This window comes from Streptomyces aidingensis (assembly GCF_900112355.1).
In the GTDB taxonomy this organism is placed as follows: domain Bacteria; phylum Actinomycetota; class Actinomycetes; order Streptomycetales; family Streptomycetaceae; genus Streptomyces; species Streptomyces aidingensis.
Window position 1 is genome coordinate 185,698 of sequence record NZ_FOLM01000001.1, and the last position, 19,663, is coordinate 205,360.

Sequence of the window (19,663 nt, forward strand, 5' to 3'; positions counted from 1 at the left end):
TCTCCATCCCGGTCCCGTCGCCGGACCGACCACCTCCAGGGAGTAACCCTTTATGCCTCCTAAGGGCCGTACCGCGGGCACCAAGAAGGTGCGCCGCAAGGAGAAGAAGAACGTCGCCCACGGGCACGCCCACATCAAGAGCACGTTCAACAACACCATCGTCTCGATCACCGACCCGCAGGGGAATGTGATCTCCTGGGCCTCCGCCGGCCATGTCGGCTTCAAGGGCTCGCGCAAGTCGACGCCGTTCGCCGCTCAGATGGCCGCCGAGAACGCCGCCCGCCGTGCCCAGGAGCACGGCATGCGCAAGGTGGACGTGTTCGTGAAGGGCCCCGGCTCCGGCCGGGAGACCGCCATCCGGTCGCTCCAGGCCACCGGCCTGGAGGTCGGGTCCATCCAGGACGTCACGCCCACGCCGCACAACGGCTGCCGCCCGCCCAAGCGCCGGCGCGTCTGACCAGCAGGAACAGGAGACCAGTAGACAATGGCGCGTTACACCGGGGCCGACTGCAAGCGTTGCCGTCGGGAGAAGCAGAAGCTCTTCCTCAAGGGAGCCAAGTGCGAGAGCGCGAAGTGCCCGATCGAGATCCGTCCTTACCCCCCGGGTGAGCACGGGCGCGGGCGCACCAAGGACTCCGAGTACCTGCTGCAGAAGCGCGAGAAGCAGAAGGCCGCCCGTATCTACGGCGTGCTGGAGAAGCAGTTCCGCGGGTACTTCACGGAGGCCAACCGGCAGCAGGGCAAGACGGGTGAGAACCTGCTGCGCATCCTGGAATCCCGTCTGGACAATGTGGTCTACCGGGCCGGCCTGGCCAAGTCCCGGGACCACGCCCGTCAGCTCGTCCGGCACGGTCACTTCATCGTGAACGGCCGCAAGCTGGACATCCCCTCGGCGCGGGTATCGGCCAACGACATCATCGAGGTGCGGGAGTCCTCCCGGAACCTCACGCCGTTCCAGGTGGCGCAGGCCGAGGCCGGGGACAAGAACGTTCCGGCCTGGCTGGAGGTCATTCCCTCCCGGCTGCGGATCCTGGTCCACTCGCTGCCCGAGCGCCAGGTGATCGACACCCAGGTGCAGGAGCAGCTGATCGTGGAGCTGTACTCCAAGTAATCCGGGCAATCCGTCGCGGGTGCGGGCGGAGCCACGGCGTTCCACGGTTCCGCCCGTACCCTTGACAACACCACACATCCATCTGGCTCGGCATCAAATAGCGGGTGCCGAAGACTGGAGTCGTCTCATGCTGATCGCTCAGCGTCCCACCCTCACCGAAGAGGTCGTCGACGAATTCCGCTCCCGGTTCGTGATCGAGCCGCTGGAGCCGGGCTTCGGCTACACCCTCGGCAACTCCCTGCGGCGTACCCTGCTCTCCTCCATCCCCGGCGCGGCCGTCACCAGCATCCGGATCGACGGTGTGCTGCACGAGTTCTCCACCGTGCCCGGCGTCAAGGAGGACGTGACCGACCTGATCCTGAACATCAAGCAGCTCGTGGTCTCCTCGGAGCACGACGAGCCGGTGGTGATGTATCTGCGCAAGCAGGGCCCGGGTCTGGTCACCGCGGTGGACATCGCCCCCCCGGCCGGCGTCGAGGTGCACAACCCCGACCTGGTGCTGGCCACCCTGAACGCCAAGGGCAAGCTGGAGATGGAGCTGACCGTGGAGCGCGGTCGCGGCTATGTCTCCGCCGCCCAGAACAAGCAGGCGGGCCAGGAGATCGGCCGTATCCCGGTCGACTCCATCTACAGCCCGGTGCTGCGGGTCACCTACAAGGTGGAGGCGACCCGGGTGGAGCAGCGCACCGACTTCGACAAGCTGATCGTCGATGTGGAGACCAAGGAGTCCATGCGTCCCCGGGACGCGGTGGCCTCCGCGGGCAAGACCCTGGTCGAGCTGTTCAGCCTGGCCCGCGAGCTGAATGTGGACGCCGAGGGCATCGACATGGGCCCGTCGCCCACGGACGCGGCGCTCGCCGCCGACCTGGCGCTGCCCATCGAGGAGCTGGAGCTCACCGTCCGCTCCTACAACTGCCTCAAGCGTGAGGGCATCCACACCGTGGGCGAGCTGGTGGCCCGTTCCGAGGCGGACCTGCTGGACATCCGCAACTTCGGCGCCAAGTCGATCGACGAGGTCAAGGCCAAGCTGGCCGGCATGGGCCTGGCCCTGAAGGACAGCCCGCCCGGATTCGACCCGACCACGGCGGCCGATGCCTTCGGGGCCGAGGACGAGGGCGACACCGGCTTCGCCGAGACCGAGCAGTACTGACCCCGGCGGTACCGACAGCGGTACCGAGCCGGCTTCCGGCGGCCGTCCCGGTCCGGGGCGGACCGCCGGAGACCCGGCGGACAGCAGTCCGTCCGGGCCCTGACACCGGTGCCTGGCACGGCCGGTGCAGAACCGAGGAGAAGGACAATGCCGAAGCCCACCAAGGGTCCCCGCCTGGGCGGCAGCCCGGCACACGAGCGGCTGATGCTGGCCAACCTGGCCACCGCGCTCTTCGAGCACGGCCGGATCACCACCACCGTGGCCAAGGCGCGCCGGCTGCGCCCGGTCGCGGAGCGGCTGATCACCAAGGCCAAGAAGGGCGATCTGCACAACCGCCGGCTGGTGCTGCGGACCATCCGGGACAAGAGCGTGGTGCACACGCTCTTCACCGAGATCGGCCCGAAGTTCGCCAACCGTCCCGGCGGCTACACCCGGATCACCAAGATCGGCCCGCGTCGTGGCGACAACGCCCCGATGGCGGTCATCGAGCTGGTCGAGGCGCTGACCGTGCAGCAGGAGGCGGTCGGCGAGGCCGAGGCCGCCGCCCGGCGCGCGGTCAAGGAGAAGGACGAGGCCGCGGCCAAGGCGGACCTCACCAAGAAGGACACCGAGGCCGCCGAGCCCGCCGCCGAGGCGTCCGAGGCCGGCGAGGAGCAGAAGGAAGCCTGACGGCCCGCCTTCCTCCCGCGCACGGGTCCGCTCCCGCACCACGGGGAGCGGGCCCGTGCCGCATCCGGCGGCGGTGGCGCAAGTGACGGGGCGGCGGGGCGGCGGGGTGGAGCCGAGGAGGGGCACCGATGACTGACGGTCCGGCACCCGGACTGGTCCGGCTGCGGCTGGATCTGTCGTACGACGGCACGGACTTCCGCGGCTGGGCCCGGCAGCGGGAGGGCCAGCGCACCGTGCAGCAGGAGGTCGAGGACGCGCTGCGCGTCGTCACCCGCTCCGCGCACGGCTTCGAGCTGACCGTGGCCGGGCGCACCGACGCCGGGGTGCACGCCACCGGCCAGGTGGCCCATGTGGATGTGCCCGGCTGGCTGTGGGCGGAGCAGCGGGAGAAGCTGCCGCGCCGGCTGGCCGGAAGGCTGCCGCAGGATGTCCGGGTATGGCGGATCGCCGAGGCGCCCCCGCACTTCCACGCCCGGTTCTCGGCGGTCTGGCGGCGCTATGTGTACCGGGTGACCGACCATCCGGCCGGGGTCGAGCCGCTGCACCGCCGCCATGTGCTGTGGCACGACCGCCCGCTGGATGTGGCGGCCATGAACGCCGCCTCGCGTCTGCTGCTGGGCGAGCACGACTTCGCCGCCTTCTGCAAGAAGCGGGAGGGCGCCACCACCATCCGGGCGGTGCGGGCGCTGAGCTGGCAGCGCCGGCCGGACGGGGTGCTGGAGGGCACCGTGCGGGCCGACGCCTTCTGCCACAACATGGTGCGTTCGCTGGTCGGCGCGCTGCTGTTCGTCGGGGACGGGCACCGGCCGCCGCAGTGGGCGGCCGAGGTGCTGGCCGCCCGGGTGCGGGACTCGGCGGTGCGGGTGGTGCGCCCGCACGGTCTGACCCTGGAGGAGGTCGGTTATCCGCCGGACGACCGGCTCGCCGCCCGGGCCGCCGAGGCCCGCACGCTGCGCACCCTGGGCACCGGGACAAGCGAGGTGTAGCGGGGCATGGCGGTGCCGGGCGTCAGCCGTCGCCGTCCTCATCCTGCCGGTTGCGCTCCTGGACCAGCGCCTCGGCGGAGGCCGAGGCCTGGCTCTCGCCGCGCTGCACGATCCGGGCGTGGGCATGGGTGTTGCCGTCCCGGGAGGCCTGCTGGGCGGGGGTGTTGTCGCCGCTGTCCGGAGTGCCGTCGGCATTGCCCGCGATGGTGAGATAGACGTAGCGGCCGATCTGGTTGCGGGACACCCGGCAGCCGCCGCGGTCGCAGAACTCCGCGACCCCGCCGCCGCTCAGCGGCAGCAGATGGGCGGCGCCGCCGCTGAGGCCGGCCGCCTCCTTGGCCGCCTCGGCCTCGGCCTCGCCGGGGAACTGCGCCACGCCGACGGTGACCGCCACACCGCCGGTGGTGTAGGTGGCGCGCAGCATGGTCAGGCAGCCGCTGTCCTGGAGCACCGCGGTCAGCTCGGGGGTGCCCGCCCCGGCGCACCCCTCGGCGGTGTGCAGGGCCCGCCGGGCGTACTCGCGGCCCTCCACGGCCATGGTCTCCCCGGCGAAGAAGCCCTCCTGGGTGAAGGGCGCCAGGTCCTTGTCCGCGTCGCTGATGAACTCCACCGGCTGGGGGATCGGTGGCAGCGTGGTCTCCTGGAAGGACGGTTCGGGGTGGGTGGTCTCGGCGGGCAGGTCGTCCGTGGTGGGCAGTTCGGAGGAGGACGCCCCGGAGCCGTTGCCGCCGCCGCCCTGGTTGACGATGGCCAGCGCCACCCCGGTGCCGATGGCCAGCGCGGCCAGGGCGCCGCCGCCGATCAGCAGCCAGCGCCTGCGCCGGCCGGTGCGTTCCGCCTCCTCGGCCAGGGCTCCCCAGTCCGGGGTGGCCGGGGTCTGTGGTGCGGCGGGCTGCCCGCTCTGCCACTGCGGGTACTGCTGTTGCGGGTATTGCGGCGGCTGCGGCCCGCCGTTCCCCCACTGCCCGTGACTCATGCGTGGCATCTTAGGGAAAGGCGTTTCCGCGTACCGCACCCGGATGGTCACAATCCCCGCACCGCGCCCGCACCGCACCGCCGGGGCATGGTCGTTTTGACCGGCCAGGAGGCGGGAAGGTAGCCTGGCTGGTCGATATGCGTATGGCTTGCTCGATCTCACGTGAGGGGCCTTACGCAGGAGACCGCCCGAGCGTCGGCGGTCGGCCCCCGGCTCGCGTCACCGGTGTCCGACCTGCGTCGGCGCGTCGTCGCGTGATCCTTCGGTAAGGAACCACTCACCACTAAGCGAAGGCTACGACCGTGCGTACGTACAGCCCCAAGCCCGGCGACGTTGAGCGTCAGTGGCACGTCATCGACGCCCAGGACGTCGTGCTCGGCCGCCTGGCGTCCCAGGCCGCGACCCTGCTGAAGGGGAAGCACAAGCCGGTGTACGCGCCCCACGTCGACACCGGTGACTTCGTCATCATCATCAACGCCGACAAGGTGCACCTCTCCGGCAACAAGCGGACCCAGAAGCTGGCCTACCGCCACTCGGGCTACCCCGGCGGTCTGCGCTCCGTCCGCTATGACGAGCTGCTGGCCAAGAACCCCGAGCGGGCCGTGGAGAAGGCCGTCCGCGGCATGCTCCCCAAGAACACCCTCGGCCGTCAGATGCTGAAGAAGCTGAAGGTCTACGCGGGCGCCGAGCACCCGCACGGGGCCCAGAAGCCCGTGCCGTTCGAGATCACCCAGGTCGCGCAGTAGTCCGGCCACTACCGACAGAAGGAATCCGAGGAGAATCGTGGCCGACACCACTGAGTTCGACGCGCAGATCGACACCGAGGAGCCCGAGGTGCAGGAGTACACCTCCGAGTCCGCCCCGGTGGAGGAGTACAGCACCGAGACCCTGGCGTCCCGCTTCGGCGAGGCCCAGCCGGGCGCCGGCACCGGCCGCCGCAAGAGCGCCGTGGCCCGGGTCCGGATCATGCCGGGCTCCGGCAAGTGGAAGATCAACGGCCGTCCGCTGGACGTGTACTTCCCCAACAAGGTGCACCAGCAGGAGGTCAACGAGCCCTTCAAGGTGCTGGAGCTGGACAACCGGTACGACGTCGTCGCCCGCATCTCCGGCGGCGGCACCTCCGGCCAGGCGGGTGCGCTGCGTCTCGGCGTGGCCCGGGCGCTGAACGAGGCCGATGTCGACAACAACCGCGGCCCGCTGAAGAAGGCCGGCTTCCTGACCCGTGACGCCCGCGCGGTGGAGCGGAAGAAGGCCGGTCTGAAGAAGGCCCGCAAGGGCACCCAGTACAGCAAGCGCTGATCGCGCGCGCTGCCCGTCCGCGACGGCGCCCCGCCGGCACCCGGTGCCGGCGGGGCGCCGTCGTGTGCGCCCCGGCGTGCCGCGGCCCGGTGACCTCTCACACCGGTCACGCTGGACCCGGCGGAAGGTTACGAGCCGGTGAAGCCGCCGGTTAGGGTTGTCGGGCGGGGGTTGGCCCGCGGAACGATCTCGGAGGAAACGACAGTGGGACGACTCTTCGGCACGGACGGGGTACGCGGTGTCGCCAATGTGGAGCTGACCGCCGAGCTGGCGCTCGGCCTGTCGGAGGCGGCGGCACGGGTCCTCACGGACGCGCGGGAGGCGGCCGGCGGCGACGGCGGCGAGGCCCGGCCGCGGCCGGTGGCCGTGGTCGGCCGGGACCCGCGGGCGTCCGGGGAGTTCCTGGAGGCCGCCGTGGTGGCCGGGCTGGCCGGGGCCGGTGTGGATGTGCGCCGGGTCGGTGTGCTGCCCACCCCGGCGGTGGCGTATCTGACCGGCTCGCTGGGCGCCGACTTCGGCGTGATGCTCTCCGCCAGCCACAACCCCATGCCGGACAACGGCATCAAGTTCTTCGCCCGCGGCGGGCGGAAGCTGGCCGACGAGCTGGAGGACCGGATCGAGGCCGCGTACCGGGAGGCCGCCGAGGGCAAGCCCTGGGACCGGCCGGTGGGCGCGGCGGTCGGCCGGATCACCGAGTACACGGGCGGCGCCGAGGACTACACCGGCCACCTGGTGTCCGTGCTCCCGGCCCGGCTGGACGGCCTGCGGATCGTGGTGGACGCGGCGCACGGCGCGGCCTGGCGGGTGGCGCCGGAGGCGTTCGCCCGGGCCGGGGCCGAGGTGGTGGCCATCGGCACCGATCCGGACGGGCTGAACATCAACGCCGGCTGCGGCTCCACCCATCTGGACGCACTGCGCGCCGCCGTCACCGAGCACGGGGCGGACCTGGGCGTCGCGGTGGACGGCGACGCCGACCGCTGCCTGGCCGCGGACGCCGCCGGGCGGGACGTGGACGGCGACCAGATCATGGCGGTGCTGGCGCTGGCCATGCGGGACGCGGGCACGCTGCGGCGCAACACCCTGGTGGCCACCGTGATGTCCAATCTGGGCCTGCGGCTGGCGCTGGAGCGGGAGGGCGTGGAGCTGCGCGAGACCGCGGTCGGGGACCGCTATGTGCTGGAGGAGATGAAGCGCGGCGGCTACTCGCTGGGCGGCGAGCAGTCCGGGCATGTGATCGCCCTGGACCACGCCACCACCGGGGACGGCACGCTCACCGGGCTGCTGCTGGCCTCCCGGGTGGCGGCCACCGGGCGGTCACTGGCCGAGCTGGCCGGCGTGGTGACCCGGCTGCCGCAGGTGCTGATCAATGTGCCGGGGGTGGACAGGAGCCGGGTGGCGGAGAACGCCGAGCTGGCCGCCGCCGTCGCCGCGGCGGAGCGGGAGCTGGGCACCACCGGACGGGTGCTGCTGCGGCCCTCCGGCACCGAGCCGCTGGTGCGGGTGATGGTGGAGGCCGCGACCGCGGAGCAGGCCCGGCGGGTGGCGGAGGAGCTGGCGGACGTGGTGCGCACCGCCCTGGCCGTCGCCCCCGTCCCGGGCGGCTGAGCCACACGCGCCCTCGCCCGGTGGTGCCGCGTCACATCTTCCGCAGTGACAGCCGCTGCACCCGGTGGTCGGGCCCCTTGCGCAGGATCAGGGTGGCCCGGCCGCGGGTGGGCACGATGTTCTCCACCAGATTGGGCTCGTTGATGGACTGCCAGATGGAACGGGCGTAGGCCAGCGCCTCCTCCTCGGAGACCTGGGTGTAGCGGCGGAAGTAGGAGGACGGGTCCTGGAAGGCGGTGCGGCGCAGCTTGCGGAACCGCTCCAGGTACCAGCGCCGGATGTCGGCGGGCCGGGCGTCCACATAGACCGAGAAGTCGAAGAAGTCGGCCACCGAGACCCGGGACCGGCCGCCGGTGCCGGGCAGCGCGGGCTGCAGCACGTTCAGCCCTTCGACGATCAGTATGTCGGGGCGGCGCACGGTGAGCCGTTCACCGGGCACGATGTCGTAGATGAGATGTGAGTAGACGGGCGCGGAGACCTCGTCCCGGCCCGCCTTGACGTCGGCCACGAAGCGGACCAGGGCGCGCCGGTCGTAGGACTCGGGGAAGCCCTTGCGGGTCATCAGGCCGCGCCGCCGCAGCTCGGCGTTGGGCAGCAGAAAGCCGTCGGTGGTGACCAGTTCCACCCGCGGGTGCTCGGGCCACCTCGCCAGCAGTTCCTTCAGCAGCCGGGAGACGGTGGATTTGCCCACCGCCACGCTGCCCGCCACGCCGATGACGAACGGGGCGGTGCCCGGCGGCCGGTCGCCGGGGGCGCCGAGGAAGGTGCGCAGCGCGCCGCGCAGCCCGTGGGCCGCGCCGACATACAGATTCAGCAGCCGGGAGAGCGGCAGATAGACCTCGCGCACCTCGTCCAGGTCGATGACATCGCCCAGCCCGCGCAGCCGTTCCAGCTCCCCGGCGGTCAGCGGGAGCGGGGTGCGTTCGCGCAGCGCGCTCCACTCGGCCCGGCCGAGGTCCAGAAACGGGCTGGCGTCGCCCCGGCGCGGGCGGCCGGCCGCCCCCTGGCCGGCGGGGTCCGGCGGAGCCGCCGGCCGGGCGGCCAGGGCCACCGGCGCGTCCGGCTGGATGTAGTCCGACACCCAGCCATCCTCCCACCCGGCCCTGGCGGGGCGGTCGGCCGGGGCTCGCGGGCCGTTGCGGAGGGGAGGCATCCCGTAGTCTGACCCCGTGAGCGGCATTGTCGGATACGTCGGGGGCCAGTCCGCGCTCGAAGTGCTGCTGGACCGGCTGCGGGCCCTGGAGCGGGGCGGAGCGGGGAGCTACGACTCGGTGGGCGTGGCGCTGCTCGCCGACGGTGGCCTGGCCGCCGCCAAGACCGCGGGCAAACTGCCCGATCTGCTGGCCCTGCTGGAGCGGCGTCCGCTGCCGAGCTGCGGCACCGGAGTGGCCCACACCCGCCGGGCCACGCGCGGCGCGCCGTCCGGCACCAACGCCCATCCGCAGCTGGACGAGGCCGGCCGGGTGGCGGTGGTGCAGAGCGGCACGCTGGACGGCGCGGAGGCGCTGCGCGGGGAGGTGAGCGGGCGCGGCCACCGGCTGGTCTCCCAGACCGACACCGAGGTGGTGGCGCATCTGCTGGCCGAGGCGTTCTCCTCCAGCGGCGAACTCGGGGAGGCCATGCGGCAGGTCGGCGGCCGGCTGCGGGGCGGGTTCGCGCTCACCGCGCTGCATGCCGACGAGCCGGACACGGTGGTCGCACTCCGGCGGGGCGCGGCGCGCACCCTGGCGGTCGGTCTGGGCCAGGGCGAGGCCTATCTGGTGACCGACCGGGCGCTGCTGGACGGGCTGCCGGTGTGGGAGATCGTGGAACCGGCCGAGGGCGACGTGGCGGTGGTCCGCCGGACCGGGGACGAGGTCCGCTGCGACGTGGTGCCGGCGTGATCGTCGGGGTGGGCATCGATGTGGCGGAGATCGACCGCTTCGCCGAGGCCCTGGAACGCACGCCGCAGCTCGCGGACCGGCTCTTTGTGGCGAGCGAACTCCGGCTGCCCAGCGGGGAGCGGCGCGGGGTGGCCTCCCTGGCCGCGCGGTTCGCGGCCAAGGAGGCGCTGGCCAAGGCGCTGGGCGCGCCGCCCGGGCTGCGCTGGACGGACGCCGAGGTGTTCACCGAGCCGGGCGGCCGGCCCCGGCTGCGGGTCACCGGCACCGTTCTGGCCCGCGCCGAACAGCTCGGGGTCACGAGCTGGCATCTCTCGCTGAGCCACGACGCGGGCGTCGCCTCCGCCGTCGTCATAGCCGAATCCTGAGCCCCGCCGCGTGAGGTGGCCGGGGCGGGGCGGCGGGGGAGAGGATCGGGCTGCCGGGCGGACGGAAGACGGCCGAGGGAGAGCGAGGCGGCATGCGGAGCGGGTATCACGTGGCGACCGTCCGGAGCGCGGAGCGGGCGCTGATGGCGCGGCTGCCCGAGGGCACGCTGATGCGGCGCGCGGCGGCCGGGCTGGCCGCCGTCTGCGCCGAGGTGCTCGGGGCGCGCAGCGGCGGGCGGGTCTACGGCGCCCGGGTGGCGCTGCTGGTCGGCAGCGGCGACAACGGCGGTGACGCACTCCACGCCGGGGCCCGGCTGGCCGCCCGGGGCGCCGGGGTGACCGCCGTGCTGCTGAACCCGGACCGGGCCCATCCGGGCGGCCTTGCCGCGCTGCTCGGCCGCGGCGGCACGGCGGTGCCCGCCGAGCGGGGCGGCCCGGTGCTGCGCCGCGCGGATCTGGTGATGGACGGCATCGTCGGCATCGGCGGGCAGGGCGGGCTGCGCCCGGCCGCGGCCCGGCTGGTCCGGCAGGCCGGGGAGGGCGGCGCCGCCATGGTGGCGGTGGACCTGCCCAGCGGGGTGCACCCGGACACCGGGGAGGTGCCCGGCGAGGCGGTGCGGGCCGATGTCACGGTGACCTTCGGCACCCACAAGCCCGGCCTGCTGATCGACCCCGGCCGGGAACACGCCGGGGTGCTGCGCCCGGTGGACATCGGGCTGGGCCCGGAACTGGCCCGGCTCGCCGGGGGGCCCGATGTGTGCGCCCTCCAGCATCCGGACGTGGCGGCGCTGCTGCCCGTGCCGGGTGCCGAGAGCGACAAGTACCGGCGCGGTGTGGTCGGGGTGGCGGCCGGCTCGGAGCGCTATCCGGGCGCCGCGGTGCTGGCCGTGGCGGGTGCGCTGCGCGGTGGCGCCGGGGCGGTCCGCTTTGTGGGGCCGCCGGCCGGGGCGGTGCTTGCCCGGCATCCGGAGACCCTGATCGGGCGCGGCCGGGTGCAGGCGTGGGTGGCGGGCTCCGGACTGGGCGACGCCCCGGAGGCGCGCGAGCGGCTGGCGCACGCCCTGAAGGCGGAGGTGCCGGTGGTGGTGGACGCGGACGGGCTGCGGCTGCTGGACGAGGCGCTGCCGGCGGGCGGGCGCACCGCGCCGCTGGTGCTGACCCCGCACGCCGGGGAGGCGGCGGCGCTGCTGGGCAGCGAGCGCGCCACCGTGGAGGCGTCCCGGCTGGCGGCGGTGCGGGAACTGGTCCGCCGCACCGGCGCCACGGTGCTGCTGAAGGGGTCCACCACGCTGGTCGCCGGACCAACGGGCCCGGTGTACGTCAATCCGACCGGGACCGGCTGGCTGGCCACGGCGGGCAGCGGCGATGTGCTGGCCGGGCTGATCGGCTCGCTGCTGGCGGCCGGACTCGCTCCGCGCGACGCCGCGGCGGCCGGGGCCTATCTGCACGGTCTGGCCGCCCGCCGGCTGACACCCCCCTTCACGGCCTCGGAGGTGGCCGAGGCGCTCCCCGCCGCCTGGCGCCTGCTCCGCGGCCACGGCCACGGCCACGGCCACGGCGACCGGGCCCTGCCCGGTGCCGGCGTCCGGCGGACCGGGCCGGGCGGCGGGGCGGGGCCGGGTGCCCCCGGGGGCTGAGAGACTGGGGAGGATGAGCGAGCAGTCAACGTCCTTTCCGGACGGTCTTCCGCGGGTGCGGGCCGAGATCGACCTTGACGCGGTCCGGGTCAATGTCCGCACCCTGCACGGGCTCGCCGCACGCAGCGGCGCCGGTGTGATGGCCGTGGTCAAGGCCGACGCCTACGGCCACGGCCTGCTGCCCTGTGCCCGGGCGGCCCGCTCGGCGGGCGCCGAGTGGCTGGGCACCGCCACCCCCGAGGAGGCGCTGGCCCTGCGCGCCGCCGGCGACACCGGCCCGGTGCTGTGCTGGCTGTGGACCCCGGGCGCCCCCTGGCGGCGGACCGTGGAGGCCGGGATCGACATCTCGGTGAGTGCCCGCTGGGCGCTGGACCGGGTCACCGGCGCCGCCCGGGCCGCCGGCCGCACCGCCCGCGTCCAGCTCAAGGCCGACACCGGCCTCGGCCGCAACGGCTGCCAGCCCGGTGACTGGCCCGCTCTGGTCGACGCGGCCCGCGCTGCCGAGGCCGAGGGCGTCATCCGGGTCACCGGTGTGTGGTCGCACTTCGCCTGTGCCGACGAGCCGGGCCATCCGTCCATCGCCGCCCAGCAGCGGGTGTTCGCCGAGGCGCTGGCGCGCGCGGAGCGGGCCGGGCTGCGGCCGGAGGTGCGGCATCTGGCCAACTCGCCGGCCGCGCTCACCCTTCCGGAGTCGCACTACGACCTGATCCGCCCCGGCATCGCCGTCTACGGCATCTCGCCGTCGCCCGAGACCGGTCTGCCGCAGGACTTCGGGCTGCGCCCGGCCATGACGCTGCGCGCCGCGCTGGCCTCGGTCAAGCGGGTGCCCGGCGGACACGGTGTCTCCTACGGCCACCACTACCTGACCCCCGGCCCGACCACCCTGGCGCTGGTGCCCGCCGGATACGCGGACGGCATTCCGCGCCATGCCTCCGGCACCGGCCCGGTGCTGGTGGCCGGCAAATGGCGCACCGTGGCCGGGCGGGTGGCCATGGACCAGTTCGTGGTGGATCTCGGCGGGGACGCGGCCGAGGCGGGCGACGAGGCCGTGCTCTTCGGGCCCGGCGACGGGGGCGAGCCCACCGCCGAGGACTGGGCGCGGGCCTGCGGAACCATCGGCTACGAGATCGTCACCCGGATCGGCGCCCGGGTTCCGCGGGTCCATCTCGGGGCGGAGCCCGGACCGGGGCCCGAGGGCGGGGGGACGGCGGAGGACGGAGAAACCATGAGCAACATGAAGAACATGAAGAACGTGATCAATGCATCTGATTCGGTGCGCTCCGGCGCGTAGCATCCAGAACCATGAACGAGGTCTTGAGGGATGCCGGGGGCGCCACGTCCGGCGCGCGGATCCCGGTGGACGGTCCGCAGGAGATGCGGCGGCTCGGGCGCGCGCTCGCGGCCCTGCTGGGCCCCGGGGACCTGGTGCTGCTCACCGGTGAGCTGGGCGCGGGCAAGACCACCCTCACCCGGGGCATCGGCGAGGGCCTGGGTGTGCGCGGCGCGGTGACCTCGCCGACCTTTGTGATCGCCCGGGTGCATCCCCCGCTGGGCGACGGCCCGCCGCTGGTCCATGTGGACGCCTACCGGCTGCACGGCGGTCTGGAGGAGATGGAGGACCTCGACCTCGATGTCACGCTGCCGGAATCGGTGGTCGTGGTGGAGTGGGGCGAGGGCCGGGTCGAGGAGCTCTCCGAGGACCGGCTGCATGTGGCCATCCACCGCACGCTGGGCGGCGCCGGGGACGGCCCGGCGCCCGCCGCCGGGGACGCGCCGGAGGTGCGGACGGTGACCCTGATCGGGGTCGGCGAGCGCTGGGCGGATGTGGATCTGGCCGGCCTGGTGCCCGACCGCCTCGGCTGAGCGGGCCGGAGGCCGCGGAGGGCCCAAGGGGCGACGAATCAGGCAGGGCCGGGGGACTCAGGCCGGGTCAGGGCGGTCAGGGGGTGACGACGACCGGCATTCCGGTGGTGGCGAACTCCCACATCCGGGTGCCGTCCTCCGCCGGCTGCCGGATGCCCCCGGTGCGCTGCGGCGACTCCGGGTCCGGCACCGAGCCGTCGGTGGCCGTGCTGAAACCGAAGACCACGCCGTCCTCCGAGGCGGCGAAGACCACCACGTTCTCGATCGGCACCCCGTCGGAGCCGTTCAGCGCCTCATAGCGGTTGTTGACCCGGTACTCGCCGGGGGCCGGGTCCACCGAGCTGTGGAAGACCGGATAGGTGTGCAGTATCCGGTCGCCCAGTCCATCCTCGGCCGTCTCCACCAGCCATACCCGCCGCTCGCTCAGCGAGTAGACCACCCGGCGGCCGGCCCCCGAGTCCTCGGGCAGCGGCGCCACCGCGGCCGGGTCACCGCTCTCGCCCGCCTCACCGGTCTCCCCGCTTCCGGCCGGTCCCCCGGCGCCCGCCGTGCCCGTCTCCCCGCTCTCCTGCGCGGAGCCGCCGTCCCCGGCGGGGGCGGCCGGGCCGCTGCGCTCCCGGTCGGGAGCGGCCGACGCCTGGTAGGCGAAGAAGCCCACCACGGCGAAGGCCAGCACGGTCAGAGCGGTCACAAAGACCCCGGGAGAGCCGGAAGTTCCACGCGCCACGATGCCCTGCCTTCTCCTGTGCCGCCTGCGGAGGATCGCGGAACCGACGGTAGCAGTCCCGCTCCGGCCGGCCCGGCGGAACTCCGCCCGGCGCAGCGTCCCGCCCCCGGAAAGAATTAGGCTTGCGGCGTGCTACTGCTCGCTCTGGACACCGCGACCCCGGCCGTCACCGTGGCGCTGCACGACGGGGAGCGGGTGCTCGCCGCCGCCGATCCCGTGGACGCCCGCCGCCACGGCGAACTGCTGCTGCCCGGTATCGACGGGGTGCTGCGCGCGGCCAGCCGTTCGCTGGACGCGCTGACCGGCATCGTGGTCGGCACCGGCCCCGGCCCGTACACCGGTCTGCGGGTCGGCCTGGCCACCGCGCAGGCGATCGGGGCCGCCCGCGAGCTGCCGGTGCACGGCCTGTGCACCCTGGACGGCATCGCCTGGGCCACCGGACGCGACGAGCCGTTCGTGGTGGCCACCGACGCCCGGCGCAAGGAGGTCTACTGGGCCCGCTACGCCGACGCCCGTACCCGGGAGTCCGGGCCGGCCGTGGACCGCCCGCAGGACATCGCCGGCCGGGTGGCCGGGGTGCCGGCGGTGGGCGCGGGCGCGGTGCTCTACGCCGGCGTCTTCACCGGCCTGCTCGGCGAGGGCCGCCCGCTGCACGCCTCCGCCGCCGCGCTGGCCGCCCTGGCCGCGGAGAAGCTGGCCGCCGGCGAGGCGCTGCCCGCGCCGCTGCCGAGGTATCTGCGCCGCCCGGACGCGCAGGTGCCGAAGAACTACAAGGTGGTCACCCCGCCGCTGTCCGCCGCCCCCGTCCGCCGGGCGGACGGCGGATGACGGCCGGCCGGCCCGCCCCGGGAGCGGCCGGGCCGCGGGAGATCCGGGAGATCCGGGAGATGCGCTGGTGGGATCTGCCGGCGGTGGTGCGGCTGGAGAAGCTGCTCTTTCCGGAGGACGCCTGGTCCGAGGCCATGTTCTGGTCCGAGCTGGCGCACGCCCGCGGTCCCGGCCGCTCCCGCCACTATGTGGTCGCCGTGGTCGCCGACGTCGCCGACGTCGCCGGTACCGGCCCGGGCGGTGCGCTCGCCGGATACGCGGGGCTGGCCGTCGTTCCCGGCGACAGCGCCGATGTGCAGACCATCGCGGTGGCCCCGGAACACCAGGGCGCCGGGCTGGGTGCCCGCCTGCTCACCGAACTGCTCACCGCGGCCACCGCGTTCACCTGCACGCAGGTGTTCCTGGAGGTGCGCACCGACAACGACCCGGCCCAGCGGCTCTACCGGCGGTTCGGCTTCGAGCCGCTCGGCATCCGCCGCGGCTACTACCAGCCCGGCAACCACGACGCCCTGGTCATGCGCCGCGACCACACCGCGCCCGGGCCGCCCCCTCCGCTCCCTCCGCCCGTCACCGAATCTGAGAAGCGCCTGAACCATGGCTGACGAACCCCTCGTGCTCGGTATCGAGACCTCCTGCGACGAGACCGGTGTCGGCGTCGTCCGCGGCCACACCCTGCTGGCCGACGCGGTGGCCTCCAGCGTGGACGACCATGCCCGCTACGGCGGCGTGGTGCCCGAGATCGCGAGCCGCGCCCATCTGGAGGCGATGGTCCCGACCATCAACCGGGCCCTGGCCGAGGCCGGGGTCAAGCCGCGCGACCTGGACGGCATCGCCGTCACCGCCGGGCCCGGCCTGGCCGGTGCGCTGCTGGTCGGGGTCAGCGCCGCCAAGGCGTACGCCTACGCCCTGGGCAAGCCCGTCTACGGGGTCAACCATCTTGCCTCGCACATCTGCGTGGACCAGTTGGAGCACGGCCCGCTGCCCGAGCCCACCATGGCCCTGCTGGTCTCCGGCGGGCACTCCTCGCTGCTGCTGTCCGCCGACATCACCACCGATGTCCGTCCGCTGGGCGCCACCATCGACGATGCCGCGGGAGAGGCGTTCGACAAGATCGCCCGGGTGCTGAACCTCGGCTTTCCCGGCGGGCCGGTGATCGACCGCTACGCCCGGGAGGGCGACCCGGCGGCCATCGCCTTCCCGCGCGGGCTGACCGGACCGCGCGACCCCCGCTACGACTTCTCCTTCTCCGGGCTGAAGACCGCGGTGGCGCGCTGGATCGAGGCGCGGCGCCGGGCGGGCGAGGAGGTCCCGGTGCCGGATGTGGCCGCGTCCTTCCAGGAGGCGGTGACCGATGTGCTGACCCGCAAGGCGATCCGGGCCTGCCGGGACGAGGGTGTGGACCATCTGATGATCGGCGGCGGGGTGGCGGCCAACTCCCGGCTGCGCGCCATGGCCGAGGAGCGGTGCGCGGCGGCCGGGATCAGGCTGCGGGTGCCGCGCATGAAGCTGTGCACCGACAACGGGGCCATGGTGGCGGCGCTGGGCGCGGAGATGGTGGCCCGGGGCCGGCCGGCCTCGGGCTGGGACCTGCCGGCCGACTCCTCGCTGCCGGTCACCGAGCCCCATCTGCCCGCCGCTCCCGGGCACGGGCACGGACACGGACACGGGCACCTGCACGAGCTGAGCCACCGGGAGCTGTGGGGCGGCACCGACACCACCGGCGGGGGCGCCGGGGCATGACGGTCGCGCTGATGTGGGAGGCCCGGGCCGCCGCGGGGCGCGGCGCGGAACTGCTGGCCTGGGTCCGCGCCCAGCCCCTGGCCGGGGACGGCGGGCGGGGCCGGGCGCCGCTGCGCCGCGAGCACTTCACCGCGCCGCAGGACCGGGTGCTGGTGATCACCTGGTGGGACGCGGACTTCGACGCCGGGCTGCCGGAGCTTCCCGACCCGGACCCGGGCCTGACCCACCGCCCCGTCCACCGCTGGCGCTTCCAGGCCGTGGACTGCCCTGGGCCGGCCTAGGGGCCCGGCGGGGGCGGCACGGGGTGGCCGAGCAGCATGGTGGGGGCGCCGGCGATCCGGGTCAGCAGCAGGGTCGCGGTCTCCGGGCCGCTCAGCCGTAGCCTGCCGCGCACCTGCTCCGGCGTCATGGCGAAGCCGCGCTTCTTGATGGTCAGGGTGCCGATGGCGCGTTCCCGGACCAGCGCCCGCAGGCGCTTGAGGCCGAACGGCAGCACATCGGTGATCTCGTAGGCGGTGGCGTACGGGGTGCGGTGCAGGGTGTCGCCGCTGAGATAGGCGATGTCCGGATCGAGCGGCGGGGCGTCCAGTTCGGCGGCCAGTTCGGGGATCAGCCGGGCCCGGATGACGGCGCCGTCCGGCTCGTAGAGATAGCGGCCGGGCGGGCCGGTGCGCGGGGGCGGGCCGGGCCGGGTGCCGCCGGTCCGGCTGTGGCCGCCGGGCAGCAGGGTCGCCCGGTACCGTCCGGCGGCGGTTCCGGCGCCGAACCAGAGCACGGCCTCCTTGACGTCCCCCGCGTCGGAGACCCATTCCCCCTCGGCGTCCTCGGGCACGGCCTCGTGCGGGATGCCGGGGGCGACCTTGAGCGCGGCGTGCTCCATCCGGCGCGCGACGGCCACCGCCCAGGACAGCGGCGGGGCGTAGGACTCGGGGTCGAAGACCCGGGAGCCGCCGGTGCGGCGGGCCGGGTCGAGAAAGGCCGCGTCGCAGTAGGCCGCGGCCTCGGGAGCCGCCTCGGTGACATCGGCGCGGACCACGTCGATGCGGTCGGCCAGGCCCAGGGCCTCGGCATTGGCCCGGGCCACCGCGCAGGTGAGCGGGGAGCGGTCCACGGCGAGCACGGTCAGTCCGGCGCGGGCCAGGGCGATCGCGTCGCCGCCGATGCCGCAGCCCAGATCGGCGATCCGGCGCACTCCCAGCAGCGCGAACCGGGCGGCCCGCCAGTCGGCGACCGATGCGCGGGTGGCCTGCTCCAGGCCGTCCGGGGTGAAGAACATGCGTTCCGCGTCCGCGCCGAACTTGGCCGCCGCCCGCTGCCGCAGCCGGGCCTGGGTGAGCGCGGCCGAGACCAGGGCGGCGGGGTGGTCCCTGCGCAGCCGGGTGACCAGGGCCAGGTCCGCGGCCGGGTCATGGCCGCGGAGTCCTTCCAGGAGGGCGTGTCCGGGGCCGGTCAGCAGGGCCTGGAAGGCGGCGACGGACTCGGCTTCGCCGGGGCCGGTCCGGCCGGCGGGGGAGGGAGAGCTGGGTGGGGCCACACGGGTCATTGTCCCCCGGGGCACCGGAACGGCACCGCGGGAGGCCCGGCACCCGGGTGCACCATCCACATATGAAGATCATCGTACAAATCCGGTCAAAACCCCGGTACCGCGTGGTGGCCGGTGTGTCCGGGGCGGCCGTGCTGGCCGTGGTCTGCGCGGCGGCGGTGGCGCCCGAGCTGGTGATCGCGCCCCTCGCCGGCGGCGGCACCTCGCCGTCGCCGGCCGGGGCGGCAAAGGGCGCCACCGGCGACGGCGCGCGCGGCGCGGACGGCGGGGGCGCCGGGGGTGAGGAGGAGGTGGCGGGGGCGGCCGGTCCGCCGCCCCCGGCCGGGGCCGTCCAGGTCATCCCGCACCGGATTCCGGCCCGCACCGCGGCCGAGGCCATGCTCGGCCATGCCGAGCGCCTGGAGCGCGCCGAACGGCTGCGCGCCACCGCCGCCCGGCGCTGGCGCGTGCCCGAGCTGCCGCCGCTCGCGCCCCCGCCCCCGCCGGAGAAGGTCGAACTCAAGACCGAGCCGGGTCATATCGCCGGTGCGGGCCTGCCCCCGGTGATCACCCGGGTGCCCACCGACGACAAGGTCGTCTTCCTGACCATCGACGACGGCGCGGAGAAGGACCCCGACCTGCTGCGCATGATGCGCGAACTGGACATTCCCTACAGCAGCTTCGTCACCGACTACGTGGCCCGGGACGACTACGGCTACTTCCGCGCCATGCGCAGGGACGGCAACCATGTGCACAACCACACCGTCACCCACAAGGAGCTGCCCAGGCTCTCCCGTGCCGGGCAGCGCGAGGAGATCTGCGACCAGCAGGACAATCTGGAGCGGGAGATCGGCGAGCGGCCCGCGCTGTTCCGGCCGCCCTACGGCGCCTATGACGAGTCCACCCTGCGGGCCGCCGCCGAGTGCGGCGTGCAGGCCGTCCCGCTCTGGGCCGAGGAGGCCTTCGCCGACCGCATGGAGTGGGGGCGGGCCGACCGCAGATTCCATCCGGGGGACATCATCCTCACCCACTTCCGCGGCGAGGACGCCTGGGCGGGCTCCATGCCGGACATGATCCGCCTGGTGCTGAAGACCGTGGCCGAACAGGGTTTCGCCATCGCCAGGCTGGAGGACTACATCTAGCCGCGGCGCGCGGGGCGCGCGGCGTCCGTGCTGCTCAGCGGCGGTGCCGGGGCGCTGCCTGGCACTCTAGTTGACTGAGTGCTAACGGCGTCATAATCTCGATGCTGGCACTCTCCGAAGGCGAGTGCCAGCATCGCGCGACGGGCGGATCCGGCACCCG

Annotated in this window: 22 protein-coding genes; 18 read left to right on the forward strand and 4 right to left on the reverse strand. The window is 74.3% G+C overall.

Features of this window, described 5'->3' with window-relative positions; all coding sequences use genetic code 11:
• The first annotated feature begins 52 nt into the window (after positions 1-52).
• The 5 genes from rpsK (at position 53) to truA (ending at position 3,916) form a co-directional block, all read left to right on the forward strand.
• Positions 53-457, forward strand: coding sequence for a 30S ribosomal protein S11 (rpsK, locus tag BM242_RS00895; RefSeq protein WP_093836643.1), 405 nt, complete (start codon positions 53-55; stop codon positions 455-457).
• A gap of 27 nt (positions 458-484) precedes the next feature.
• Positions 485-1,111: a 30S ribosomal protein S4 gene (rpsD, locus tag BM242_RS00900; RefSeq protein WP_093836644.1), complete on the forward strand. Its 627-nt coding sequence runs from the start codon at positions 485-487 to the stop codon at positions 1,109-1,111.
• Positions 1,112-1,238: 127 nt separating this feature from the next.
• Positions 1,239-2,261 carry a DNA-directed RNA polymerase subunit alpha gene (locus BM242_RS00905; RefSeq protein WP_093836645.1) on the forward strand — a complete coding sequence of 341 codons (1,023 nt, stop codon included), beginning with the start codon at positions 1,239-1,241 and terminating at the stop codon, positions 2,259-2,261.
• Between the two features lie 147 nt (positions 2,262-2,408).
• Positions 2,409-2,930, forward strand: a complete 522-nt coding sequence (gene rplQ / locus BM242_RS00910; RefSeq protein WP_093836646.1) for a 50S ribosomal protein L17 — start codon at positions 2,409-2,411, stop codon at positions 2,928-2,930.
• 128 nt (positions 2,931-3,058) lie between these two features.
• Positions 3,059-3,916 (forward strand): tRNA pseudouridine(38-40) synthase TruA, encoded by an 858-nt coding sequence (truA, locus tag BM242_RS00915; RefSeq protein ID WP_093836647.1) that lies wholly within the window; start codon positions 3,059-3,061, stop codon positions 3,914-3,916.
• A 22-nt stretch (positions 3,917-3,938) separates the two neighbouring features.
• On the opposite strand, the gene BM242_RS00920 is transcribed toward truA, so the two are convergent.
• Complete coding sequence (locus BM242_RS00920) at positions 3,939-4,892, reverse strand: hypothetical protein (protein ID WP_093836648.1); 954 nt, start codon at positions 4,890-4,892, stop codon at positions 3,939-3,941.
• 302 nt (positions 4,893-5,194) lie between these two features.
• On the opposite strand from BM242_RS00920, the gene rplM reads away from it, so the two are divergent.
• The 3 genes from rplM (at position 5,195) to glmM (ending at position 7,796) form a co-directional block, all read left to right on the forward strand.
• Positions 5,195-5,638, forward strand: coding sequence for a 50S ribosomal protein L13 (rplM, locus tag BM242_RS00925; protein WP_093836649.1), 444 nt, complete (start codon positions 5,195-5,197; stop codon positions 5,636-5,638).
• Between the two features lie 37 nt (positions 5,639-5,675).
• Positions 5,676-6,191: a 30S ribosomal protein S9 gene (gene rpsI / locus BM242_RS00930; protein ID WP_093836650.1), complete on the forward strand. Its 516-nt coding sequence runs from the start codon at positions 5,676-5,678 to the stop codon at positions 6,189-6,191.
• A 204-nt stretch (positions 6,192-6,395) separates the two neighbouring features.
• Complete coding sequence (gene glmM, locus BM242_RS00935; RefSeq protein WP_093836651.1) at positions 6,396-7,796, forward strand: phosphoglucosamine mutase; 1,401 nt, start codon at positions 6,396-6,398, stop codon at positions 7,794-7,796.
• 31 nt (positions 7,797-7,827) lie between these two features.
• Here the strand turns inward: glmM and coaA are convergent, their stop codons facing one another.
• On the reverse strand, positions 7,828-8,841 hold the full coding sequence (gene coaA, locus BM242_RS00940) for a type I pantothenate kinase (protein WP_425443802.1): 1,014 nt from the start codon (positions 8,839-8,841) through the stop codon (positions 7,828-7,830).
• A 124-nt stretch (positions 8,842-8,965) separates the two neighbouring features.
• Here coaA and BM242_RS00945 point away from each other — a divergent pair, with 124 nt between their 5' ends.
• The 5 genes from BM242_RS00945 (at position 8,966) to tsaE (ending at position 13,544) form a co-directional block, all read left to right on the forward strand.
• Positions 8,966-9,679 (forward strand): glutamine--fructose-6-phosphate aminotransferase, encoded by a 714-nt coding sequence (locus tag BM242_RS00945; RefSeq protein ID WP_093836652.1) that lies wholly within the window; start codon positions 8,966-8,968, stop codon positions 9,677-9,679.
• Complete coding sequence (locus tag BM242_RS00950) at positions 9,676-10,044, forward strand: holo-ACP synthase (RefSeq protein ID WP_093836653.1); 369 nt, start codon at positions 9,676-9,678, stop codon at positions 10,042-10,044. The genes BM242_RS00945 and BM242_RS00950 overlap by 4 nt, the downstream gene beginning before the upstream one ends.
• A gap of 92 nt (positions 10,045-10,136) precedes the next feature.
• A complete protein-coding gene (locus BM242_RS00955; RefSeq protein ID WP_093836654.1) occupies positions 10,137-11,681 on the forward strand; it encodes an NAD(P)H-hydrate dehydratase in 1,545 nt (514 codons plus the stop codon).
• Positions 11,682-11,694: 13 nt separating this feature from the next.
• Complete coding sequence (alr, locus tag BM242_RS00960) at positions 11,695-12,972, forward strand: alanine racemase (RefSeq protein WP_093837259.1); 1,278 nt, start codon at positions 11,695-11,697, stop codon at positions 12,970-12,972.
• Positions 12,973-13,055: 83 nt separating this feature from the next.
• Positions 13,056-13,544 carry a tRNA (adenosine(37)-N6)-threonylcarbamoyltransferase complex ATPase subunit type 1 TsaE gene (gene tsaE, locus BM242_RS00965; protein ID WP_093837260.1) on the forward strand — a complete coding sequence of 163 codons (489 nt, stop codon included), beginning with the start codon at positions 13,056-13,058 and terminating at the stop codon, positions 13,542-13,544.
• A 76-nt stretch (positions 13,545-13,620) separates the two neighbouring features.
• On the opposite strand, the gene BM242_RS00970 is transcribed toward tsaE, so the two are convergent.
• The gene (locus tag BM242_RS00970; RefSeq protein ID WP_093836655.1) at positions 13,621-14,271 is read right to left on the reverse strand and encodes a L,D-transpeptidase; all 651 of its coding nucleotides are present in this window, start codon (positions 14,269-14,271) and stop codon (positions 13,621-13,623) included.
• A gap of 129 nt (positions 14,272-14,400) precedes the next feature.
• On the opposite strand from BM242_RS00970, the gene tsaB reads away from it, so the two are divergent.
• The 4 genes from tsaB to BM242_RS00990 are packed head-to-tail and all read left to right on the forward strand — an operon-like array spanning position 14,401 to position 17,120.
• Positions 14,401-15,099, forward strand: coding sequence for a tRNA (adenosine(37)-N6)-threonylcarbamoyltransferase complex dimerization subunit type 1 TsaB (tsaB, locus tag BM242_RS00975; protein WP_093836656.1), 699 nt, complete (start codon positions 14,401-14,403; stop codon positions 15,097-15,099).
• A complete protein-coding gene (rimI, locus tag BM242_RS00980) occupies positions 15,096-15,701 on the forward strand; it encodes a ribosomal protein S18-alanine N-acetyltransferase (RefSeq protein ID WP_093836657.1) in 606 nt (201 codons plus the stop codon). Before tsaB ends, rimI begins: the two co-directional genes overlap by 4 nt.
• Positions 15,694-16,839, forward strand: coding sequence for a tRNA (adenosine(37)-N6)-threonylcarbamoyltransferase complex transferase subunit TsaD (gene tsaD / locus BM242_RS00985; RefSeq protein ID WP_093836658.1), 1,146 nt, complete (start codon positions 15,694-15,696; stop codon positions 16,837-16,839). Before rimI ends, tsaD begins: the two co-directional genes overlap by 8 nt.
• The gene (locus BM242_RS00990; RefSeq protein WP_093837261.1) at positions 16,836-17,120 is read left to right on the forward strand and encodes a hypothetical protein; all 285 of its coding nucleotides are present in this window, start codon (positions 16,836-16,838) and stop codon (positions 17,118-17,120) included. Before tsaD ends, BM242_RS00990 begins: the two co-directional genes overlap by 4 nt.
• On the opposite strand, the gene BM242_RS00995 is transcribed toward BM242_RS00990, so the two are convergent.
• Positions 17,117-18,382 (reverse strand): THUMP-like domain-containing protein, encoded by a 1,266-nt coding sequence (locus tag BM242_RS00995; protein ID WP_093836659.1) that lies wholly within the window; start codon positions 18,380-18,382, stop codon positions 17,117-17,119. The genes BM242_RS00990 and BM242_RS00995 overlap by 4 nt on opposite strands.
• A 62-nt stretch (positions 18,383-18,444) precedes the next feature.
• Here BM242_RS00995 and BM242_RS01000 point away from each other — a divergent pair, with 62 nt between their 5' ends.
• Positions 18,445-19,503, forward strand: coding sequence for a polysaccharide deacetylase family protein (locus BM242_RS01000; RefSeq protein WP_093836660.1), 1,059 nt, complete (start codon positions 18,445-18,447; stop codon positions 19,501-19,503).
• Positions 19,504-19,663 lie beyond the last annotated feature (160 nt).

What these genes read in the sequence shown, in the direction of transcription:
- BM242_RS00990 (WP_093837261.1), top strand. Translation starts at nt 16,836, where the DNA reads ATGACGGTCGCGCTGATGTGGGAGGCCCGGGCCGCCGCGGGGCGCGGC.
- tsaD (WP_093836658.1), top strand. Translation starts at nt 15,694, where the DNA reads ATGGCTGACGAACCCCTCGTGCTCGGTATCGAGACCTCCTGCGACGAG.
- BM242_RS00920 (WP_093836648.1), bottom strand. Translation starts at nt 4,892, where the DNA reads ATGAGTCACGGGCAGTGGGGGAACGGCGGGCCGCAGCCGCCGCAATAC.
- tsaE (WP_093837260.1), top strand. Translation starts at nt 13,056, where the DNA reads ATGCGGCGGCTCGGGCGCGCGCTCGCGGCCCTGCTGGGCCCCGGGGAC.
- rimI (WP_093836657.1), top strand. Translation starts at nt 15,096, where the DNA reads ATGACGGCCGGCCGGCCCGCCCCGGGAGCGGCCGGGCCGCGGGAGATC.
- BM242_RS00905 (WP_093836645.1), top strand. Translation starts at nt 1,239, where the DNA reads ATGCTGATCGCTCAGCGTCCCACCCTCACCGAAGAGGTCGTCGACGAA.
- truA (WP_093836647.1), top strand. Translation starts at nt 3,059, where the DNA reads ATGACTGACGGTCCGGCACCCGGACTGGTCCGGCTGCGGCTGGATCTG.
- BM242_RS00995 (WP_093836659.1), bottom strand. Translation starts at nt 18,382, where the DNA reads ATGACCCGTGTGGCCCCACCCAGCTCTCCCTCCCCCGCCGGCCGGACC.
- alr (WP_093837259.1), top strand. Translation starts at nt 11,695, where the DNA reads ATGAGCGAGCAGTCAACGTCCTTTCCGGACGGTCTTCCGCGGGTGCGG.
- rpsD (WP_093836644.1), top strand. Translation starts at nt 485, where the DNA reads ATGGCGCGTTACACCGGGGCCGACTGCAAGCGTTGCCGTCGGGAGAAG.
- rpsK (WP_093836643.1), top strand. Translation starts at nt 53, where the DNA reads ATGCCTCCTAAGGGCCGTACCGCGGGCACCAAGAAGGTGCGCCGCAAG.
- rplQ (WP_093836646.1), top strand. Translation starts at nt 2,409, where the DNA reads ATGCCGAAGCCCACCAAGGGTCCCCGCCTGGGCGGCAGCCCGGCACAC.
- BM242_RS01000 (WP_093836660.1), top strand. Translation starts at nt 18,445, where the DNA reads ATGAAGATCATCGTACAAATCCGGTCAAAACCCCGGTACCGCGTGGTG.
- BM242_RS00955 (WP_093836654.1), top strand. Translation starts at nt 10,137, where the DNA reads ATGCGGAGCGGGTATCACGTGGCGACCGTCCGGAGCGCGGAGCGGGCG.